We start from the raw sequence: 17,165 nt of genomic DNA on the forward strand, positions 1-17,165 counted from the left end.
CGGACGGCTGCCGGAGCGGGCCGCCGAGATCGACCACCGGCTGGTGTCACTGCGGACCCGCGCGCAGGCCCTGACGACCCGCGCGGCGCAAGTCGACCCGATTCTCAGCGAGTTGCGCCGCCGGTTCGCCGCGGCCTGCTGGCAGGACCTCCAGCGGGTGCCCGAGCAGGCCGCCGAGAACGTCCGGCAGGCCGAGGCGAGGCTGAGCGAAGCACAGGTCGCGCGGGATGCGCAGCGCTGGCCGGACGCGGCGTCGCTGCTGTCGACGGTCCGGGCGCTGCTGAACGCGACGGACGAGTCGGTGTCGGCTGCCGGGGATCGGCTGACCAGGCTGAACGCCGTGCAGAAGGATCCTCAGCAGGAGATCGACCGGACCCGTTTCGCGATCCGGGACGCCCAGCGGCTCGCGATGACCGGCCGGACCACCCCCGACCCCCGGCACGCCCGTCCGCTCGACGAGTCGGTGGCCCGGCTGGAGAGCGCGGTCGCCTCTCTGGAGGGACGCCACCCCGACTACTGGCACTTCCTGACCGAGACGGAGGCCGTGCGGCAGGCGGTGGCGCGGGTGGTGTCGCAGATCCGCGAGGAGCGGGGTACGGGTCACTGACACGCGCGAGGCCCGTCACCCCCGGGGAGGGGGGACGGGCCCGTAGTACCCGAGACCTAGGGGATCAGGTGCGGTACGCGTAGTAGTACGCGTTCGGGTCCGACGCCAGGATGCTGGCCAGCGAGCGCCGGTAGGTGTTCGACGAGTGGTACGTCATGTACGGCATGCCGCCCGAGACGAACGACACGATCATCGTGTGGTCCTTGGAGCCGTCCCGGTCGAAGTCCATCTGGAGGACGTCGCCGACCTGCATCTGGTAGACGTTCGCGAGCGGCGTGGAACGCTTGGCGTTCTGGGTGAACCAGGACCACTCGTTGACGCCGACGAAGGAGTGCGACTGGATGTCCTTGTTGCCGAACCACTTCGTGTAGTCGTCCACGTAGCCCGGGGCGTGCTTCCAGCCGCCGGCCTTCAGGGACTGGCTGACGAAGTTGGTGCAGTCACCGCCCGCGCCGTGCCCGTTGAAGTTCGGGTACTCGGGGTTGTAGTTGCTCCAGTACTTCTCGGCGTAGGCGGCCATCGCCTTGTAGTCGTACGTCCCGTTGGTGGTGTTCTTCGGGACGGCGACCGGGTTGCGCGTGGTGGCGGCGCGCGGCGCGGACGGCGTGTCGCCCGCGGCGGCCGTCTTGACGGTGGCGACGGCGGGCTTGACGACCTGGTTGACGGCGGGGCCGCCCGTGTCGGTCGAACGGACGCCGGAGAGCTGCCAGTTGCCGCTCTGGTCGGCGCTGAAGGTCAGCTCGTGGTGGGCCTGGAAGCCGGTGGTGGCCGGTTCCTTGCCGGTGTTCTTCTCGTAGGTGAGGGTCGTGGTCTCGGTGACCTTCGCCTTCGCGGTGCGGCCCGTGACCTTGACGGTGTCGAGGCTGACGGTGGTCGCGCCCTTGCTGTACTTCTCACCGAGCTTCGCCAGCGTGGCCTTGCGCCGGGTCAGCGTGGTGAGGGTGGTGCTCTCGGTGCTGTTCTGCTTCGCGGACAGCTTGACGCGCCCCGAGAAGCCCTTGGCGGCGGGCTTCTTGCGGTTGCCGTCGACCAACGCGTCGGTGCGGTCCGTGAAGACCGCGTCGGCCAGCTTCTGGAAGGTCGCCCTGGTCTTGGCGTCCACCGTGGGGTTGCTCGGGGTCGCGGCCCCTGCTGACCAGGTCGGCAGGAGTGCGACACCCGCGGCGACCGACGCGGCGGTCGCCGTGAGTATCGTGACGCGACGCCGCGAACGGCTCAATTTCCTTGACTTCACGGATAGTTCCCCTCTGGCCCGGCGGGGGAGGGATGCCGGGTAGCGGAATCCTTGCATGCCATGTGTGGCAGTTGTGAAGGGGGTTGGCCTCCGAGCCGCAAGCTGTTATGAGACCGTCACTGGACCACGGTTGACCAGTCCGGGCTCTGGGCAGGATCAAGGGTTCGGAGCCGGTCGAGGTTGTCCGGTTTCTGAACATCCATCCAGTCCGCCAACTCCTTGAAGGACACGCACTTCACGTCCTTCTTGGTGCACATGTTCTTGATCGCCTGATCGACGGCCTTCATGTAGATGCCGCCGTTCCAGTCCTCGAAGTGGTTGCCGATGAACAGGGGCGCGCGGCTGCCGAAGTAGACCCGGTTGAAGCCCGCCATGTAGGTGTCGAGGGTTTCCTGTTCCCACTGCGGGTACTTGGCGGGATCGCCCTTCACCTCGCCGTTGGACTGGTTGTACAGGAAGTTGAAGTCCATCGACAGGCCTTGGTACTTGCCGCCCTCGTAGGGCAGCATCTGGAGCGGGAAGTCCCAGATGCCGTCCTTCTTGTCGGGCCACACCTGGAACTTGCCGGGCGAGGAGGCGTCGTAGCGCCAGCCGTAACTCTTCGCCGCCTTCAGCAGGTTGGGCTGTCCCTCCAGGCAGGGCGCGCGCCCGCCGGTGACCTCCTTGCGGAAGTCGAAGGGCAGCGGGTCCATCGACTTGAAGCCGGTGTTGGTCTTCCACTTCTCGGTGAAGGCGTAGAACTGGTCGATCTCGCTCTTCCACTCCGCGACGCTCCAGTCCTTGCCGCCCTTGGCGTCGCAGAAGTGGCCGTTGAAGTGGGTGCCGATCTCGTTGCCCTCCTGCCAGGCCCGGCCGAGCTGTTCCAGCGTGGTGCGGATGTGCTCGTCGGTCGCGTAGCTGATCGCCGCGCTGCCTCTGGGGTGCTGGGGCGGGTTGTAGAGGCTCTTCTTGTCCTTCGGCAGCAGGTAGATGCCGGTGAGGAAGAACGTCATGTGCGCGTCGTACTCCTGCGCCATGCTGCGGTAGTGGGAGAAGAGCTGGTCGTCGCCCTGGAGCGCGCCGTCCCAGGAGAAGACGACGAACTGGGGTGGTTTCTGACCGGGCTTGAGCGGCTCCGGCTTCAACTGCCCTTTCTGCGGGCCGGTGTAGGAGGTCGAGCCGTCCCCGAGCACCTTCGTTCTGCCGTCCCAGGGCTCCTCGGTCTCCTTCACCGTCTGTCTGTCGCCCGTCCCCTCGGCGGCCGTCGGTGTGGTCCGGTCGGTGCGGGAGAGCACCATGTACCCCGCGACGAGCGAGGTGACGACGAGGAAAGCGGCCAGGGACAGGAACCCCGAACGCCGGGCGACGCCAGGGGACTTGGGCGGGCGCGGCTCGGGAGCCTTGCGGCGGCGGCCCGACGGTTGCTTCATGTGCGGCTGCTCATTCTGCTGGGGGACAGGGGCTGGTCGGCGGGGTCCGCCCCGGTGGTCAGTCGAGCGGACTCGTGGCCCGCGACCAGATGCCGTGCGGAACGCTGTCGGCGGTGGTTCCGGCGACGCCCTCCAACGGCAGTGGTTCGAGGCTCTTGGTGAGGTCGATGCGGTAGACGACGACGGCGGTGGAGACCTTGTCGGCGGTGCCGATGTACCAGGCGGCGGTGTCCTTCTCGGTCGTCCCGTACTTCCCGGCGACCTTCCCGGCGCCGGACGCGGCGGGGTGGGCTGTCCGGTAGGCGTCGGTGAGGGCGTCGGTCACCTCGCCGGCCACCTCCTCGCTCATCGCCCGCTGGCTGCCGGGTCTGGCGAGGTCGACCTGGCCGCCGTTGCGGGTGAGTTTGCGCACCGAGTACGGCTCGGTGTGGGTGCCGCCCGCGGCGAACGTGGAGTAGCCGCTCGCCATCCGGATCGCGCTCGGTGTGGAGCTGCCCGTGGACAGGGCGGGCACCATCGCGCCGATGCTGGAGGAGAGCAGCCCCGAGTCCTCGGCGGTCTTGCGGACCATGTCGAGGCCGGTGTCCATGCCGAGTTGCATGAACGGCCCGTTGACGCCGAGCGCGAGGGCTCTGCGCAGGCTGATACTGCCGTACGACCTGCCGTCGGCGTTCTTCGCGGCGACCGGCTTGCCGCTGCGGTCCCAGTAGGGGCCCTCCGGCGTCCGGATCAGCGCGCCGTTGTTCCCGTCGTACAGGCTCTGGGGGCTGACCTGTTCGACGGGTCCCTCGCGGGTCTTGCGGACGCCGTGTTCGAGACCTGCGGCGTAGACGAACGGCTGGAACGCCGAACCGGCGGGCACGGTCGTGGCGTTGGACTCGTTGTAGCCCTGCGTACGGTGGTCGGGGCCGCCGTAGACGGCGATGATCCGCCCGTCGGCGCCCACGGAGGCCGCGCCGTAGTGGACGGCCTTCGCGTTCTTCGGGTCGTCCTTCTGGGCCTTCCGGCGGGCCTTCGTCACCTCGTCGGTGAGCTGGGTCTCGCGGTTCCTGTCGAAGGTCGTGTAGATCTGATAGCCGCCGAGATCGAATTCCTTGTCGGAGATGTTCGCGGCCTTCTTCACGTACGACGTCGCCAACTCGACGAGATAGTCGGTCTGTTGACCCGTGTCATAAAGCGGGTTGCGTTTGAGGGGGTCCGGGAACTTCGTGTACTTCGCGCGTTCCTCTTTGGACAGTTTGCCGAGTTCGACCATCCGGTCGAGGATCCACTTCCAGCGCACCTCGGCGCGCTTGTGGTTGGCGGCGTTCAGCGTCGGGTCGTACAGGCCCGCGCCCTTGAGGAGCGCGGCGAGCATCGCGCCCTCGCTGGCGTTGAGTTGGCCGACGTCCTTGCCGTAGTACGCCTGGGAGGCGCGCTGGATGCCGTAGGTGCCTCGGCCGAACCAGCTGGTGTTCAGGTAGCCCTGGAGGATGTCGTCCTTGCTCATCTGGTTGTCCAGCTTGAGCGCGATCATGGCCTCGGTGAACTTGCGGCCGACGGTCTGGTCCTGGTTGAGGTAGACGTTCTTCACGTACTGCTGGGTGATGGTCGAGCCGCCCTGGGTGTCGCCCGAGCCGACCGTGCGCAGCAGGGCGCGGCTAATACCTTTGAGGGAGATACCCGGGTCGCTGTAGAAGCTGGCGTTCTCGGCGGCGATGGCCGCGTTGCGGACGTTCTCGGGGACGTCCTTGAGCGGCATGTCCTGGCGCTGTACCCAGCCGGTACGGGCCATCGGGGCGCCGCTGGCCCAGAAGAAGACGTTGTCCTGCTGTTTGGCGTAGGAGTTGATGTCGGGGATGTCGGTGGCCGCGTAGGCGACGCCGAGGAAGACGACGCCGAGGCCGGTGGTGGTGAGGGCGGCGCCGGCCCACTGCCGCCAGGAGGGCATCCAGCGGCGCCAGCCGTCGCGGTCGGGGCGCGGATAGGCGGGGCGCAGACGGCGGGCGTGGGGGGCGAGCGCGCCGGCGAGGCGGCGGGCCGGGGACGGCCGCAGCTCCTTCTTGCGGGCCAGTCTGCTGGCCCCGCCGGAAGAGTCCGCGGCCTCGGGTATCTCCAGGTCCGCGACGCGCAGTTGCATGGTCTCGTCCGCCTGGAAGGAGGCGGGGACCTTCAGCTGCATGGTCTCGTCCGGACGCGGGCCCGCAGCCGGCTTCCGGGGCTCATCCCCCTGCCCCCGCCTGGTCACGACAGCGTCTCCCTCCGCATTCGTGGGTGCCGCGCAGAGGAACGCACCGAGCGTACGGGGAGCTTTTCGGTCACCTTGTGCGGCTGCGAAGCCCCCCGCGTCCCCCCGACCTCGCGGCTCTCGCGGCCCACTCAAATTACCAGTGCTCTTCGCAAGTTCTCCACACAAGAAAGTGACAGAAATGAACGCAATCACTGCGTACGGCGGAAACCGGAGGGAGCGACTTCGTCACACTCCTTCCTCGGGCGGGGGGTTACCACAGGTACTACGGGGGCTACGGGTACTACGGGTCCTACTTGAGGTAGACGATCCCGTCGGTCGTGACGGTGGGACGTCCGGCGGTGGCTCGCACCACAATCTTCAGCGTGTGCTTCGCACTTGCCGCCCAGCTCTTCGTCCAGACGGCACTCCGGTAAGCGGTTGTGGCGGATTTAAGATCGATTGTGGCGGCCTTCGCCCCTTCGAGATAGATGTCCGCCTGTCCGGAGGTCGCCGCGCGCGACACCACCCAGCCGACCGACCGCCCGGTGAACGTCCAGGTGAGCGACGCGTTCTTCGCGGTACTGGTGAGCGATCTCCCTCCCAGGTACCCCGTGGCCGACTTCGCCGTCCAGGCACCGGACTTCACGGCCGCCGTCTCCTGCACGATCACCGGCGTCCCCGACACCGAGGCCGCCGCGGAGTTCCCGAGGGTGTCGTACGCCCGCAGCGCGGTGCCGTCCGCCGCACGAGATTCGGCTTCACGGGGAAGGTCAGGGCGGCCGCATCGACGACGACGGCGCTCCCGGCGCCGGTCACCGCCCGTGCCGCCCGTCACGCCCTGCACGATCAACGTCCCGCACACGGCCCCCACCAACGCGCTCTCATATGGAACCGCTGACCTTTCACACTCGCGTGCGTCACGTGAAGAGTGCGCGATTCCCTCAAAGATCAACTACATGATCACGCCAACCCTGTGATCATGACCAAGCCGTTAGCCTTTGAGGCATGCCTCGTTACGAATACCGGTGCCGGACTTGCGGCGACACGTTCGAGTTGTCCCGACCGATGGCGGAGTCCGCCGCCCCCGCGCAGTGCCCCTCCGGGCACGGAGACACCGTCAAGTTGCTGTCCGCCGTGGCGGTGGGGGGTACGGCCTCGACGCCGTCGTCCGCGCCCAAAGGGCAAGGGGGCGGGGGGTGTTGTGGTGGGGGTTGTTGCGGGTGAGGAGTAGGGGGGTGTGGTGGGGGGCCGTGTGCGGGTGCGTGGGGGCCGTTCACGCCCATGCGGCGGAGCCGCATATCGACACAGCCCCGCGCCCCTGAGAGACGCGGTGCTGCCCATGGTTCAGTGCGGACCGTGGGTTGTTCGCGCAGTTCCCCGCGCCCCTGAAGGACTTGCGTTCCGCACGTGGTCGAGTGCGGGTCGTGGGTCGTTTACGCCCACGCGGCGGAGCCGCATACCGACACAGCCCCGCGCCCTAAGACTTGGCGCGCGCCGGTCCGAAAAGCGCGGCGCGCGCTTTGGTTTGAGGCATGGCTCCGTCGCGCAGACGCGATGACCTGCACTGGGCCACGCACAGCAACCACGTCACTTCCTCAGGGGCGCGGGGAACTGCGCAAAACCCACCGCGATCCGCACGGAACCATGGGCAGCAACCACGTTCCTCAGGGGCACGGCGAACTACGCGACCGGCCCACTGCGGCCCGCACGGAACCACCCACAGCACCCCCGTCCTTCAGGGGCGCGGGGAACTGCGCAAAACCCACCGCGATCCGCACGGAACCACGCACAGCAACCACGTTCCTCAGGGACACGGCGAACTACCGCGACCACCCCCACGCACCCGCAGCCTCACACCCCCAACCGCACCGCCTTCAAAAACTCCCGCAGGATTCGCTCCCCGGCCAGAACTCCCCGCTCGGGCAGGGCGGTTACGCCGGGGCCGGCCCACCCGGTGTCGGCCAGCTCTCCGTGCCCGGGGCGCCATGCGCGGTCGACGGCCTCCAGGAGGTCGGCGTCCAGCAGGGAGTCCCCGGCGCCGAGGCTCAACTCGGCCCCCGTACGCCGCACCACTTCCCGGACCGCCGCGCTCTTCGTCAGCGGCTTCGGGACGACGTAGATCTTGCGGCCCTGGAGGGACACGCCCCAGCCCAACTGCTCGGCCCAGACGGAGAGTTCCTTGACCCATTCGTCGGGGAGGAGTTCGCGTTCGACGACGAGGTAGGAGAACAGGTCCTCGGCGACGCGCTGTTTGCGGAGCCAGACGGGGTCGGTGTGAGCGGAGAGGTGGGCCTGGATCTCCGCGTGGGGGGCGCACTCCGAGGCCAGTCGGGAGGTGACCTCCGCCTGCCAGTCACCGTCGCTGACACCGTCCACCAGCAGGTGCCCCCCGTTCGCACAGATCGCGAACTTCGGTGCGGGACCGGGCAGGTTGATGCGGAGGTACTGCTTGCGGGTACGGGTCGTGGTGGGAACGAACACCGCCGTGTCACCGAGCTCGGAGAGCAACTGCGAAGCCGTCTCCGTCATGAAGGACAGCGGACGCGCCTCGTGGACCTCGACGCACAGGAGCCGGGGCGCGCGAGGGTCCGGCATCGTGAGGGCGAGGGCGGACGGGGAGTAGATCAGGGTCCGGTCGAGGTCGCTAGCGACTAGCACCGTCATCAGACGGCCACCGCCTTCCCGTCGGCGCCGGTGGCACCGCGTGTGTAGTGAGGATGGATCAACCCGACGCAGGTGTAGGGAAGTTCGGAGACTTCCTCGACGGGAACACCCCGCTGCTCGGCCAGCAGCCGGACATGTCCGAGGTCCGCCCCGGCCCCGGCGCGAGCGAGAATCTTCCACGGCACCCGCCGCAACAGCACCCGGGTCGTCTCCCCCACCCCCGGCTTCACGAGGTTGACGTCATGGATGCCGTACTCCTCGCTGATCCGCTCGACGGCCGCCCACCCCTCCCAGGTCGGCGTCCGGTCACTGGCGAGGAGTTCCTTGACGGCCGTGTCGACCGACTCCCCCACCTCGGGGAAGCGCGCGGAGACGGCGTCCAGGAAGGCGACGGAGACGTCGGCCCCGGCCAGCTCCCGGTAGAACTTGCCCCCGTGGAAGTCGTCGGGCCCAACCAGGTCCGCGCGCAGGACAGTCCGCGAAATCAGCCCCGACACCGTCGAGTTGAGGCATGCCGACGGGATCAGGAAGTCCTCGCGCGTGCCGTACGTCCGGACACAGGAACCGGGGTCGGCGAGGACCGCGATCTCCGGGTCGAACCCGGCAGGGCCGCCCGCCGCCTCGAACTCCTCGATCGCGGCGGCGAGTTCACGGGTGATCGCCCCCTTGCCGGTCCAGCCGTCGACGAACACCACGTCGGCCGGGTCGTGATGCTCGGCCAGCCAGCGCAGCGCGTTCGCGTCGATGCCCCGGCCACGCACGATCGACACGGCGTAGTGCGGGAGTTCGAGGCCGTGCCGGTACTGGGCCCAGCGGCGCATCAGGACGCCGACGGGGGTGCCGGCGCGGGCCAGCGAGACGAGGACGGGGTGTGGGGAGCGCTCCGCGAGGACCGTCTCCGTGACGACGCCGACCGCCTGCGCGAGGCGCTCCGCCGACTCCGTCAACGCGGTCTGGAACAGCGCCTGGTACTGGTCGCTCGGCTGGTACTCGATCGGCAGGGACTCCGCGTAGTGCGCGCCGCCGCTCTGCACGGCCTCCTCGCGTTCCTCCGTCGGCGCCTCCAGCGTGACGTCCGAGAGGTCCTGGAGCAGCCAGCCGACCTCTTCCGGCGCGTACGAGGAGAAGGCGGGGCCTCTGAGGGGCTCTGGCAGCATGCGGGGCCTTCCGGGCAGGTATGACGGGATCACCGCGAGAATCACCCGCGGGGTGTGCTGCGACAACTGGGCCAACAGGCCCTGAGGCGCGTGGAGTTCGGGTGTGTCCGCCGTCGAGTCGACCACCACGATCACCGCGTCGAATCCGGCGCCGGCGATGTTGTACACGTACCGGTCGCCGGGACCGTCCGCCGGGTTGTCGTGGGCCGGGAAGGTGAGGCGGGTACGGATCGCGTAGCCCGGGTCGTCCACGGCGAGGACCGGGGAGCGGGTCGTCGTGGAGTAGCGGATCTCGGCGTCGGCGATGTGCTCCAGCTCGTGGGCGAGGCGGAGGGGGGCGTACATGAGCTCTTCGAAGCCGAGGACGTGGACGCGGGTGGCGTCCGCCGGGAGCGCCTCGGCCAACCTGGCGACCATGGCCGGGAGTTCGGCGTCCAGGCGTATTCGGTGGTGGGCGGTGAAGCCGTGCCGGCCGCCGTCGGGGAGATCGAGAGGCCAGTGCAGGCCGACTCTGGTGACGGCGCCCGTGAGTTCGGTCTCCCGCACGTCCGAAGAAACGTGCTCGTACTCGGTGACCAGCGCCTGCCCCTTCGCCAGCACCCCCTCCGGCAACTCCACCGTCCCCGACGCCGTCGCCACCAGGTCGATCCTCGCGCCGATCTCCCCCGCGAACTCCTCCAGCCTCCCCGCATCCGCCTCCGACCTCATGTCCACCAACGCCACCACCACATACCGCCCCCGCGGATACCGCTCGTGCAGATCCCCGATCGTGTTCAACACCGTGTTCCCGGTGGAGAACTCGTCGTCGACCAGCACCAACGGCCCCTCCCCAGCCAGCAGTTCCGCATCCTCCGGCAGCAACAGGTGCGAGGTGGCGTGCGAGTGGGCCTCCTCGAAGCCCCCCGCCCGCCGAACTCCCTCCACCGGCCGCCGAGTCGAGTGCAGGTACGTCACGTCCCCCACCCCGTCCGCGACGGAATGCCCGAGCCCCGTCGCCGTCTCCGCATACCCCAGCACCACCGCCGACTCGGCGTCCGCGCCCAGGAGTTCACGCACCCGGCGCCCCAGGGCGAAGCCGTGCCCGTAGACCACCGACGGCAACTGCGGGACATGCTTGCCGAGGACGTTGGAGACGAGCAGATGCGCCCGCTTGGGGTTACGCCGCAGCGCGAGCCCCAGCATTCCGGGCAGGACGGCGTCGCCGGCCAACTCGACACCGAGCCGCTCGGCCACCCAACTACCGGACCAGACCTCGCCGTTCACTTCACTCCTCGACACATCGACCTCAGCCCGGTATCCCGGCCGCCAGCAGATCCACGAACCCGACGTCCTCCCGGGCCACCCCGAACACCTCGGCCCGCAGCATCGTCCGCTCGGCCCAGGCCCGGTGCGGCTTCACCTCGTTCATCTTGTTCGTGTACTGCGACCGCAGCACTCCCCCGCCACCCCGCTCGGGCCGCAGGATGTCGACGGCGTCGCTGTACTCCTCGTGGCTGACGACGGAGAGCGCGTGCACGGCCGGGACGTGCGAGGGGTGGATGCAGGTCTTGCCGAGGAGGCCGTTCGCGTGGTCGAGGGAGATCTCGCGCAGCAGGCCGTCCATCGCGTGCTCGATGAGGCGGTCGCGCAGCCCGGCGGCCTGCCCTTCGAGGAAGGGGCTGGCGCGCAGCTGCGGCTTGAACATCCGCTGCGGGACCCGGAAGTACTCCCAGACCGGCCCGGTGACGGTGAACCCGGTGCCGTCGGCGCGGCCGAGCATGTTGACGACGTCGGCGATCACGGACGCGACGATCTGGACGTCGTACGCGGTCATGTCGGGGGCGCGGCGCAGGCCGTAGGAGGAGCAGAAGTCGGTGACGCCGAGGCGCAGGGCGAGGACGCGGTCGCGGTGTTTCTCGACGGCGCGGGCGATGCCCTCCAGCGCCTCGACGCGGCTCTCGCGGTACATCAGCTCGGGCGTCTCCAGCACGGGCATCCCGAACAGCCGCCGTCCGCAGGACAGTTCGGCGGCGCTGAGGGCCTCCAGGAACGCCGTCCCGCGCTCCTCCGTGAACTTGGGGAAGACGAAGCCGCTGAGCAGCCGTACGGTCTCGCCGAGGCGGTGGACGAGGTCGGGGATCTGCTCGGCCGTGCGGACCCGGATGAAGAGGAGGGGGAGTTCCCCGGTGCGGGCGGCGAGGTCGGCGAACTGCCGGACGAGGTTCTCCTCGCCGGCGAGGACGTCGTCGTCGCCGATGGAGTCCTCCAGGCACAGGACCATGGAGACGACGCCCTGGGTGGCCTGTTTGATCACGTCGTCGGCGAGTTGGGGGCGGGTCGCCGGGCTGTAGAGCGTGGCGCCGAGGGCCGCGGAGAGCAGCTTGGCCGGGGAGTCCGTGCCGAACGCGCACGGCTCCTGGTGGAAGAGGCGGCGTCTCTCCTCCGGGGCGATATGCCCAAAATGACGCAATGTGTCTCCCCGTGACGGGCGGTGAAGCTGGTAGATCCTGTGAAACAGGTGACCGGTAATAGTACGTACCGATCAGTTCAAAAGTTCCCGCCGGGAATGAATTTCTGGTAACGCCGACCGGCACCGGCGCGTGGACACTTCCCCCCACGCCCGCGTCCGTCTCGCCTTGGTTGTCGTGATCAGCGACGAGAGGGCAGGATGACCGCATGACGCACGCGATGCTGAAGGGGTCGAACGTCCCGCTCGAAGCCGGTACCGTCCGCTCCGTCCTGCGCTGGACCCCCGGCCAGGGCGTGCCGGACGTCGATGCCTCCGCGCTTCTGCTGGGACCCGACGGACGCGTGCGCTCCGACGAGGACTTCGTCTTCTACAACCAGCCCCGCCACCCCTCCGGGAAGGTCTGGCGGCTCGGCAAGAAGCGCGTCGCCGACGCCCTCACCGACACCATCCAGACCGACCTCACCGGCGTCGAGCCCGTCGTCGGCCGGATCCTGCTCGTCGCCTCCGCGGACGGGGTCGCCTTCGACCACGTCCAGTCGCTCCAGATCCTGCTGTACGACGCGAACCTCACCGACGCCGAGCCGATTGCCGTTTTCGACGTCCGTCCCGAGACCGGCGAGGAGACCGTCCTGATCTGCGGCGAGCTGTACCGCAGGGGCGAGGGCTGGAAGTTCCGCGCGATCGGCGAGGGTTATTCGGACGGGCTGAAGGGGCTCGCCGTCAACCACGGCATCTCGGTGGACGAGTCGGAGGCCGAGGACCAGGAGACCCCACCCCAAGAGGAGCCCCCCGCGAGCCCCCAGACCTTCTCCCAGCCCCTCCCGCCCGAGCAGCCGACGACGCCCCCGCGCCAGCCGGCGTACGGCTACCCGGCCTCCCTGCCGACCTACGGCCAGGGTGCCCAGCCCGCGTACGGCTACCCGCAGGAGTTCAAGATGCCGCCGCAGGGACCGCAGTTCATCGGCCGTTGAAGCCCGGGGGCTACTTGTCGGCCTTCGCCTTGTACCCCCGGCCCCACTGCAACCCCCACCCGTACAGCCGGTCCAGCTCCGCCTGGAACCCGTACACGAACCGCACCTCGCGGCGCACGATCAGCTCGCCCTTGACGTTCTCGATCATCACCACCGCGCAGGACCGCGCCTGGGGGTGCCGTTCGTCGAGGCCGATCTCTATTCGGGGTCCGTTGCTCGGGTACAGCGTGACCATCGCGTGCGTACGGTCGAACGCCGGGGTCTGGTCGTAGATGTAGACGAACACCAGCAGCCGCTTGATGTTCTCGACGTGGTCGAGGTTGACGTACATCGTCTCGCCGGACGCCGACCCGAACCGGTCGTCCCCGCTGAGCTGGACGTACGGCGGATCGTTGACGTCACCGAGCAGGCCGCCGAGCGGCTGGACGACGCCCCGGGTGCCGTCGGTGAGTTCGTAGAGGCAGCCGAGGTCGAGGTCGACGTTGACCATGCTCTGGCTGTGCCCGACGACCTCCGGGGGCTTGAGCGCCTTGAAGGGGTGGCGGAAGAGGCTCTCGCGCTTCATGCCGCCGAAGTCGGACGTCCGCATCCGCCAGGTCAGGTTGACGCGCAGGTTGCCGATCGCCGCTCCCTGTTTCGTCAGGGAGACCTGCGGATGCCGTTTGCTCAGCTCGATCGCGTTGCTCGCGGCGCTGCCCGAGTCGAAGTCGCTCGCGCGGCTGCCCAGCAGCCCGTCGAAGAAGCCCATCTCCCGCCTCATGTCCCTCTCGTAGAACCCCGCCCCGGGATAGCCCGACGGGGCGGCCGCACGGACAGCCGCCCCGTCAGAAGCTTTCCTCGTCCGGAAGCTGATCACACTCCCGGTCTCAAGTGTCAGACGCCGGAAGGTACTTCCGCCTTCGCGTCGTCAGACCCCTCTTTTCCCTCCGCGGCCTCCAGCGCGCGGTTGCGGCGGACCGAGGACCAGAAGGACCAGGCGATGAGGATGACACCGATCGAGCCGGTGATGACCTCGTGGATCTGGTACTGGATGGTGACCATGAGGAGGACGGCGAGGGCGCCGATCGCGTAGTGGGCGCCGTGCTCAAGGTAGACGTAGTCGTCGAGGGTGCCCTGGCGGACCAGGTAGACGGTCAGCGACCGGACGTACATGGCGCCGACGCCGAGGCCGACGGCCATCAGGACGATGTCGTTGGTGATGGCGAACGCGCCGATGACGCCGTCGAAGGAGAAGGACGCGTCGAGGACTTCGAGGTAGAGGAACATGAAGAACGCGGCGCGGCCGGCGAGCAGGATGACCGGCTTCTGCCTGCCCGCGCGCTTGGCCTCTTCCTCCTCCTCGTGCTCCCGCTCCTCTTCCTCTTCGAGCTTGTTCTCGAAGTATCCGGAGAGCCCGCCGACGACGAGGTAGGTGATCAGGCCGAGGATCCCGGAGAGCAGGACCGTTTCCGTCTTGTCGACGTGCCCGCCGCCGTGGATGTGCGCGTTGGGGGCGACCGTGAACGCGGCGGTCAGCAGGACGGCGAGGGCGATGCAGACCGACAGCATGTCGACCTTGCCGAGCTTGGCGAGCGGGCGCTCGATCCAGCCCAGCCACTTGATGTCCCGGTCCTCGAAGATGAAGTCCAGGAAGATCATCAGCAGGAACATGCCACCGAAGGCGGCGATCGACGCGTGCGCGTCGGTGACCAGCTCCTGGTAGCGGCTCTTGTCGTTGAGAGCGAGGTCGACGGCTTCGATGGGGCCGAGTTTGGCGCTGATCGCGACGATCACCACCGGGAAGACGAGGCGCATGCCGAACACCGCGATGAGCACGCCGACCGTGAGGAAGATGCGCTGCCAGAAGGCGTTCATCTTCTTCAGGATCCCGGCGTTGACCACCGCGTTGTCGAACGACAGGGAGATCTCCAGGATGGAGAGGATCGCCACGACGCCGAGGCCCGTCCATCCGTCGTAGAGGACGCCGACGGTCAGGCCGATCGCGGTGACCGCGAACGACCAGCCAAAGGTTTTCAGAAGCACTGGCTACCCAATCCGTAGGTACGGGGCTCCCCCGCGCCGTACTCGGCTTTACGAAACGTTGACTCCGAAGTCTAGAGCGATGCCCCGTAGTCCGGACGCGTACCCCTGTCCAACCGCACGGAACTTCCACTCCCCCTGGTAGCGGTACAACTCACCGAAGATCATCGCGGTCTCGGAGGAAGCGTCTTCGGAGAGGTCGTATCGGGCGAGTTCCTGGCCGTCGGCCTGGTTGACGACGCGGATGAACGCGTTCGAGACCTGGCCGAAGGTCTGGCCGCGGTTGTCGGCGTCGTGGATGGAGACCGGGAAGACGATCTTGTCCGCGTGCGCCGGGACCTTCGTGAGGTCGACGATCAGGGACTCGTCGTCGCCGTCGCCCTCGCCCGTGAGGTTGTCGCCGGTGTGCTCGACCGAGCCGTCCGGGCTCTTGAGCTGGTTGTAGAAGACGAACCACTCGTCGCCCAGGACCCGGCCGTTGTTGCACAGCAGAGCGCTGGCGTCGAGGTCGAAGGGGGCTCCGGTGGTGGAGCGTGCGTCCCAGCCGAGCCCGACCATCACCTGTGTGAGGTTCGGCGCGGCCTTGGACAGGGAGACATTGCCTCCCTTGGCGAGCGTGACGCCCATGTTGCTGGTCCTCCCCTGGTGGTGCTTCTCCGGTTGTCCTGCGCTCCCGGCGCCGCCGCCAAACGGAGACGGCGCCGGCGCCGGGAGGGGTGTCAGACGTTGACGCCGAAGTCCTGGGCGATGCCGCGCAGACCCGAGGCGTAGCCCTGGCCGATGGCGCGGAACTTCCACTCGGCGCCGTGCCGGTACAGCTCGCCGAAGACCATCGCGGTCTCCGTCGAGGCGTCCTCGGAGAGGTCGTAGCGGGCGATCTCGGCCTCGCCCGCCTGGTTCACGACGCGGATGAACGCGTTGCGGACCTGGCCGAAGGACTGCTGGCGGTTCTCGGCGTCGTAGATCGAGACCGGGAAGACGATCTTGTCGACGTCGGCCGGGACGCCGGCGAGGTTGACCTTGATCTGTTCGTCGTCGCCCTCGCCCTCACCGGTGATGTTGTCGCCGGTGTGCTCCACCGAGCCGTCCGGGCTCTTGAGGTTGTTGAAGAAGACGAAGTTCGCGTCGCTGGCGACCTTGCCGGACGAGTCCACCAGCAGGGCGCTGGCGTCCAGGTCGAAGTCGGTGCCGGTCGTGGAGCGGGCGTCCCACCCCAGACCGACGATGACCGCGGTCAGGCCGGGGGCCTCCTTGGTCAGCGAAACGTTGCCGCCCTTGCTGAGGCTGACTCCCACGAGTCCTCCATTGGGTTCCTGGGGCGGGGAGCCCCGTCGTGCTTCGGATATGTCGGATCAACGATCCGATCCTAGTGACGGGTTCCCGGCGCCCGCAGGCCCTGACCCCGAAGAATCACAGGGTGTCGAGCGCCTTCACGTACTCGCCGAGGTCCCGGGCGTCCGGCAGCGCGTTGACGACCGTCCACCGCACGACGCCCTCCTTGTCGATGACGAACGTCCCGCGCACCGCGCAGCCCTTGTCCTCCGCGAACACCCCGTACGCCCGGCTGACCTCGCCGTGCGGCCAGAAGTCGCTGAGCAGGGGGTACTCCAGCCCCTCCTGCTCGCCGAAGACGCGCAGGGTGTGGATGGAGTCGTTCGACACCGCCAGCAGCTGGGTGTCCCGGTCCTCGAACTTCGGCAGGTTGTCACGCAGCTCGCACAGCTCACCGGTGCAGACGCCCGTGAAGGCGAAGGGGTAGAAGAGCAGGACGACGTTCTTGGCGCCGCGGAAGTCCGAGAGCCGGACCGTCGCACCGTGGTTGTCCTTGAGCTCGAAGTCAGGAGCCTTCTCGCCGACCTGGATCGCCATCGGGATGTTTCCCTTCGCTGGGCTGTTCGGGGGAACACCAGCCTACGGCGAGGGGACGGGGGCGCCGGGAGGGGGCGGGGGTGGCATGCGGGGCGCGGGGGTCTGGCCCCAACCAGGGCCCGGATCCTGATCGCTCACACCCTGAGCGACGCGGGGGCGCCTGGAGGGGGCGGAGCGGCGTACGGGACGCGGATACGGCAGCCGTCCGACGGGCGAAGCCGGGGGCTCGCACAGGACCAGGGCCCGGGGCTCGGGCGGGGCCTAGTACTCGGCCAAGCCCGACGGCTCAGGCGGGGCCCGGCGTTCGGGCGGGGGCTGGACCCAGCCAGGGCTCGAATCTTGATCGCTCACAGCCTGAGCGACAACGCGGTAGGCACCTGGAGAGGGCGGAGCGGCGTGCGGAGCGCGGGTACAGCGGCCGTCCGGCGGGCGAAGTCGGGGGCTCACGCAGAACCAAGGCTCGGGGCTAGACGAGTCTTTCCAAATACGGTCAGTGGTCATAGGCGGTCAGTGAGCGGCTGACCGCCTGGCCGGTCTGGAAGTTGTGCCAGATCGCGGCGGCCAGGGCCAGCATGCG

Annotated in this window: 14 protein-coding genes and 1 pseudogene; 3 read left to right on the top strand and 12 right to left on the bottom strand. The window is 68.6% G+C overall.

Going from position 1 to position 17,165, the window contains the following annotated elements; all coding sequences use genetic code 11:
* Window positions 1-607: pseudogene (locus ACVNF4_RS19985) on the top strand (hypothetical protein); the annotation flags it as partial.
* A gap of 64 nt (window positions 608-671) precedes the next feature.
* On the opposite strand, the gene ACVNF4_RS19990 reads toward ACVNF4_RS19985, so the two are convergent.
* The 4 genes from ACVNF4_RS19990 to ACVNF4_RS20005 form a co-directional block, all read right to left on the bottom strand.
* Window positions 672-1,841, bottom strand: a complete 1,170-nt coding sequence (locus ACVNF4_RS19990; protein ID WP_461804207.1) for an amidase domain-containing protein — start codon at window positions 1,839-1,841, stop codon at window positions 672-674.
* Window positions 1,842-1,957: 116 nt separating this feature from the next.
* Window positions 1,958-3,250, bottom strand: a complete 1,293-nt coding sequence (locus ACVNF4_RS19995; RefSeq protein WP_461804208.1) for a polysaccharide deacetylase family protein — start codon at window positions 3,248-3,250, stop codon at window positions 1,958-1,960.
* A 58-nt stretch (window positions 3,251-3,308) separates the two neighbouring features.
* A complete protein-coding gene (locus ACVNF4_RS20000; RefSeq protein ID WP_461804209.1) occupies window positions 3,309-5,411 on the bottom strand; it encodes a transglycosylase domain-containing protein in 2,103 nt (700 codons plus the stop codon).
* A 358-nt stretch (window positions 5,412-5,769) separates the two neighbouring features.
* A complete protein-coding gene (locus ACVNF4_RS20005) occupies window positions 5,770-6,294 on the bottom strand; it encodes a hypothetical protein (RefSeq protein WP_461804210.1) in 525 nt (174 codons plus the stop codon).
* Between the two features lie 170 nt (window positions 6,295-6,464).
* Here ACVNF4_RS20005 and ACVNF4_RS20010 point away from each other — a divergent pair, with 170 nt between their 5' ends.
* Entirely contained in the window at window positions 6,465-6,683 is a 219-nt protein-coding gene (locus ACVNF4_RS20010) for an FmdB family zinc ribbon protein (RefSeq protein WP_461804211.1), read from the top strand.
* Between the two features lie 627 nt (window positions 6,684-7,310).
* Here the strand turns inward: ACVNF4_RS20010 and ACVNF4_RS20015 are convergent.
* Genes ACVNF4_RS20015 through ACVNF4_RS20025 form a run of 3 tightly spaced genes read right to left on the bottom strand, consistent with a single transcriptional unit; the run spans window position 7,311 to window position 11,729 of the window.
* The gene (locus ACVNF4_RS20015; protein ID WP_461804212.1) at window positions 7,311-8,123 is read right to left on the bottom strand and encodes an HAD family hydrolase; all 813 of its coding nucleotides are present in this window, start codon (window positions 8,121-8,123) and stop codon (window positions 7,311-7,313) included.
* Window positions 8,123-10,543: a phosphoribosyltransferase gene (locus ACVNF4_RS20020; protein WP_461804213.1), complete on the bottom strand. Its 2,421-nt coding sequence runs from the start codon at window positions 10,541-10,543 to the stop codon at window positions 8,123-8,125. The genes ACVNF4_RS20015 and ACVNF4_RS20020 overlap by 1 nt, the downstream gene beginning before the upstream one ends.
* Before the next feature lie 22 nt (window positions 10,544-10,565).
* Entirely contained in the window at window positions 10,566-11,729 is a 1,164-nt protein-coding gene (locus ACVNF4_RS20025) for an HpcH/HpaI aldolase/citrate lyase family protein (protein ID WP_461804214.1), read from the bottom strand.
* 206 nt (window positions 11,730-11,935) lie between these two features.
* On the opposite strand from ACVNF4_RS20025, the gene ACVNF4_RS20030 reads away from it, so the two are divergent.
* Window positions 11,936-12,700 carry a TerD family protein gene (locus ACVNF4_RS20030; protein WP_461804215.1) on the top strand — a complete coding sequence of 255 codons (765 nt, stop codon included), beginning with the start codon at window positions 11,936-11,938 and terminating at the stop codon, window positions 12,698-12,700.
* 10 nt (window positions 12,701-12,710) lie between these two features.
* Here the strand turns inward: ACVNF4_RS20030 and ACVNF4_RS20035 are convergent, their stop codons facing one another.
* From ACVNF4_RS20035 to ACVNF4_RS20055, 5 genes are all read right to left on the bottom strand, one after another.
* Complete coding sequence (locus ACVNF4_RS20035; RefSeq protein ID WP_461804220.1) at window positions 12,711-13,448, bottom strand: TerD family protein; 738 nt, start codon at window positions 13,446-13,448, stop codon at window positions 12,711-12,713.
* 125 nt (window positions 13,449-13,573) lie between these two features.
* Window positions 13,574-14,722 (bottom strand): DUF475 domain-containing protein, encoded by a 1,149-nt coding sequence (locus tag ACVNF4_RS20040; RefSeq protein ID WP_461804216.1) that lies wholly within the window; start codon window positions 14,720-14,722, stop codon window positions 13,574-13,576.
* A 48-nt stretch (window positions 14,723-14,770) separates the two neighbouring features.
* Entirely contained in the window at window positions 14,771-15,346 is a 576-nt protein-coding gene (locus ACVNF4_RS20045) for a TerD family protein (protein ID WP_461804217.1), read from the bottom strand.
* A gap of 92 nt (window positions 15,347-15,438) precedes the next feature.
* Complete coding sequence (locus tag ACVNF4_RS20050) at window positions 15,439-16,014, bottom strand: calcium homeostasis/redox stress adaptation protein (RefSeq protein ID WP_461804218.1); 576 nt, start codon at window positions 16,012-16,014, stop codon at window positions 15,439-15,441.
* A gap of 115 nt (window positions 16,015-16,129) precedes the next feature.
* Window positions 16,130-16,588, bottom strand: coding sequence for a peroxiredoxin (locus ACVNF4_RS20055; protein WP_461804219.1), 459 nt, complete (start codon window positions 16,586-16,588; stop codon window positions 16,130-16,132).
* Window positions 16,589-17,165: the final 577 nt, after the last annotated feature.

It is taken from the genome of Streptomyces sp. S6, assembly GCF_054880855.1.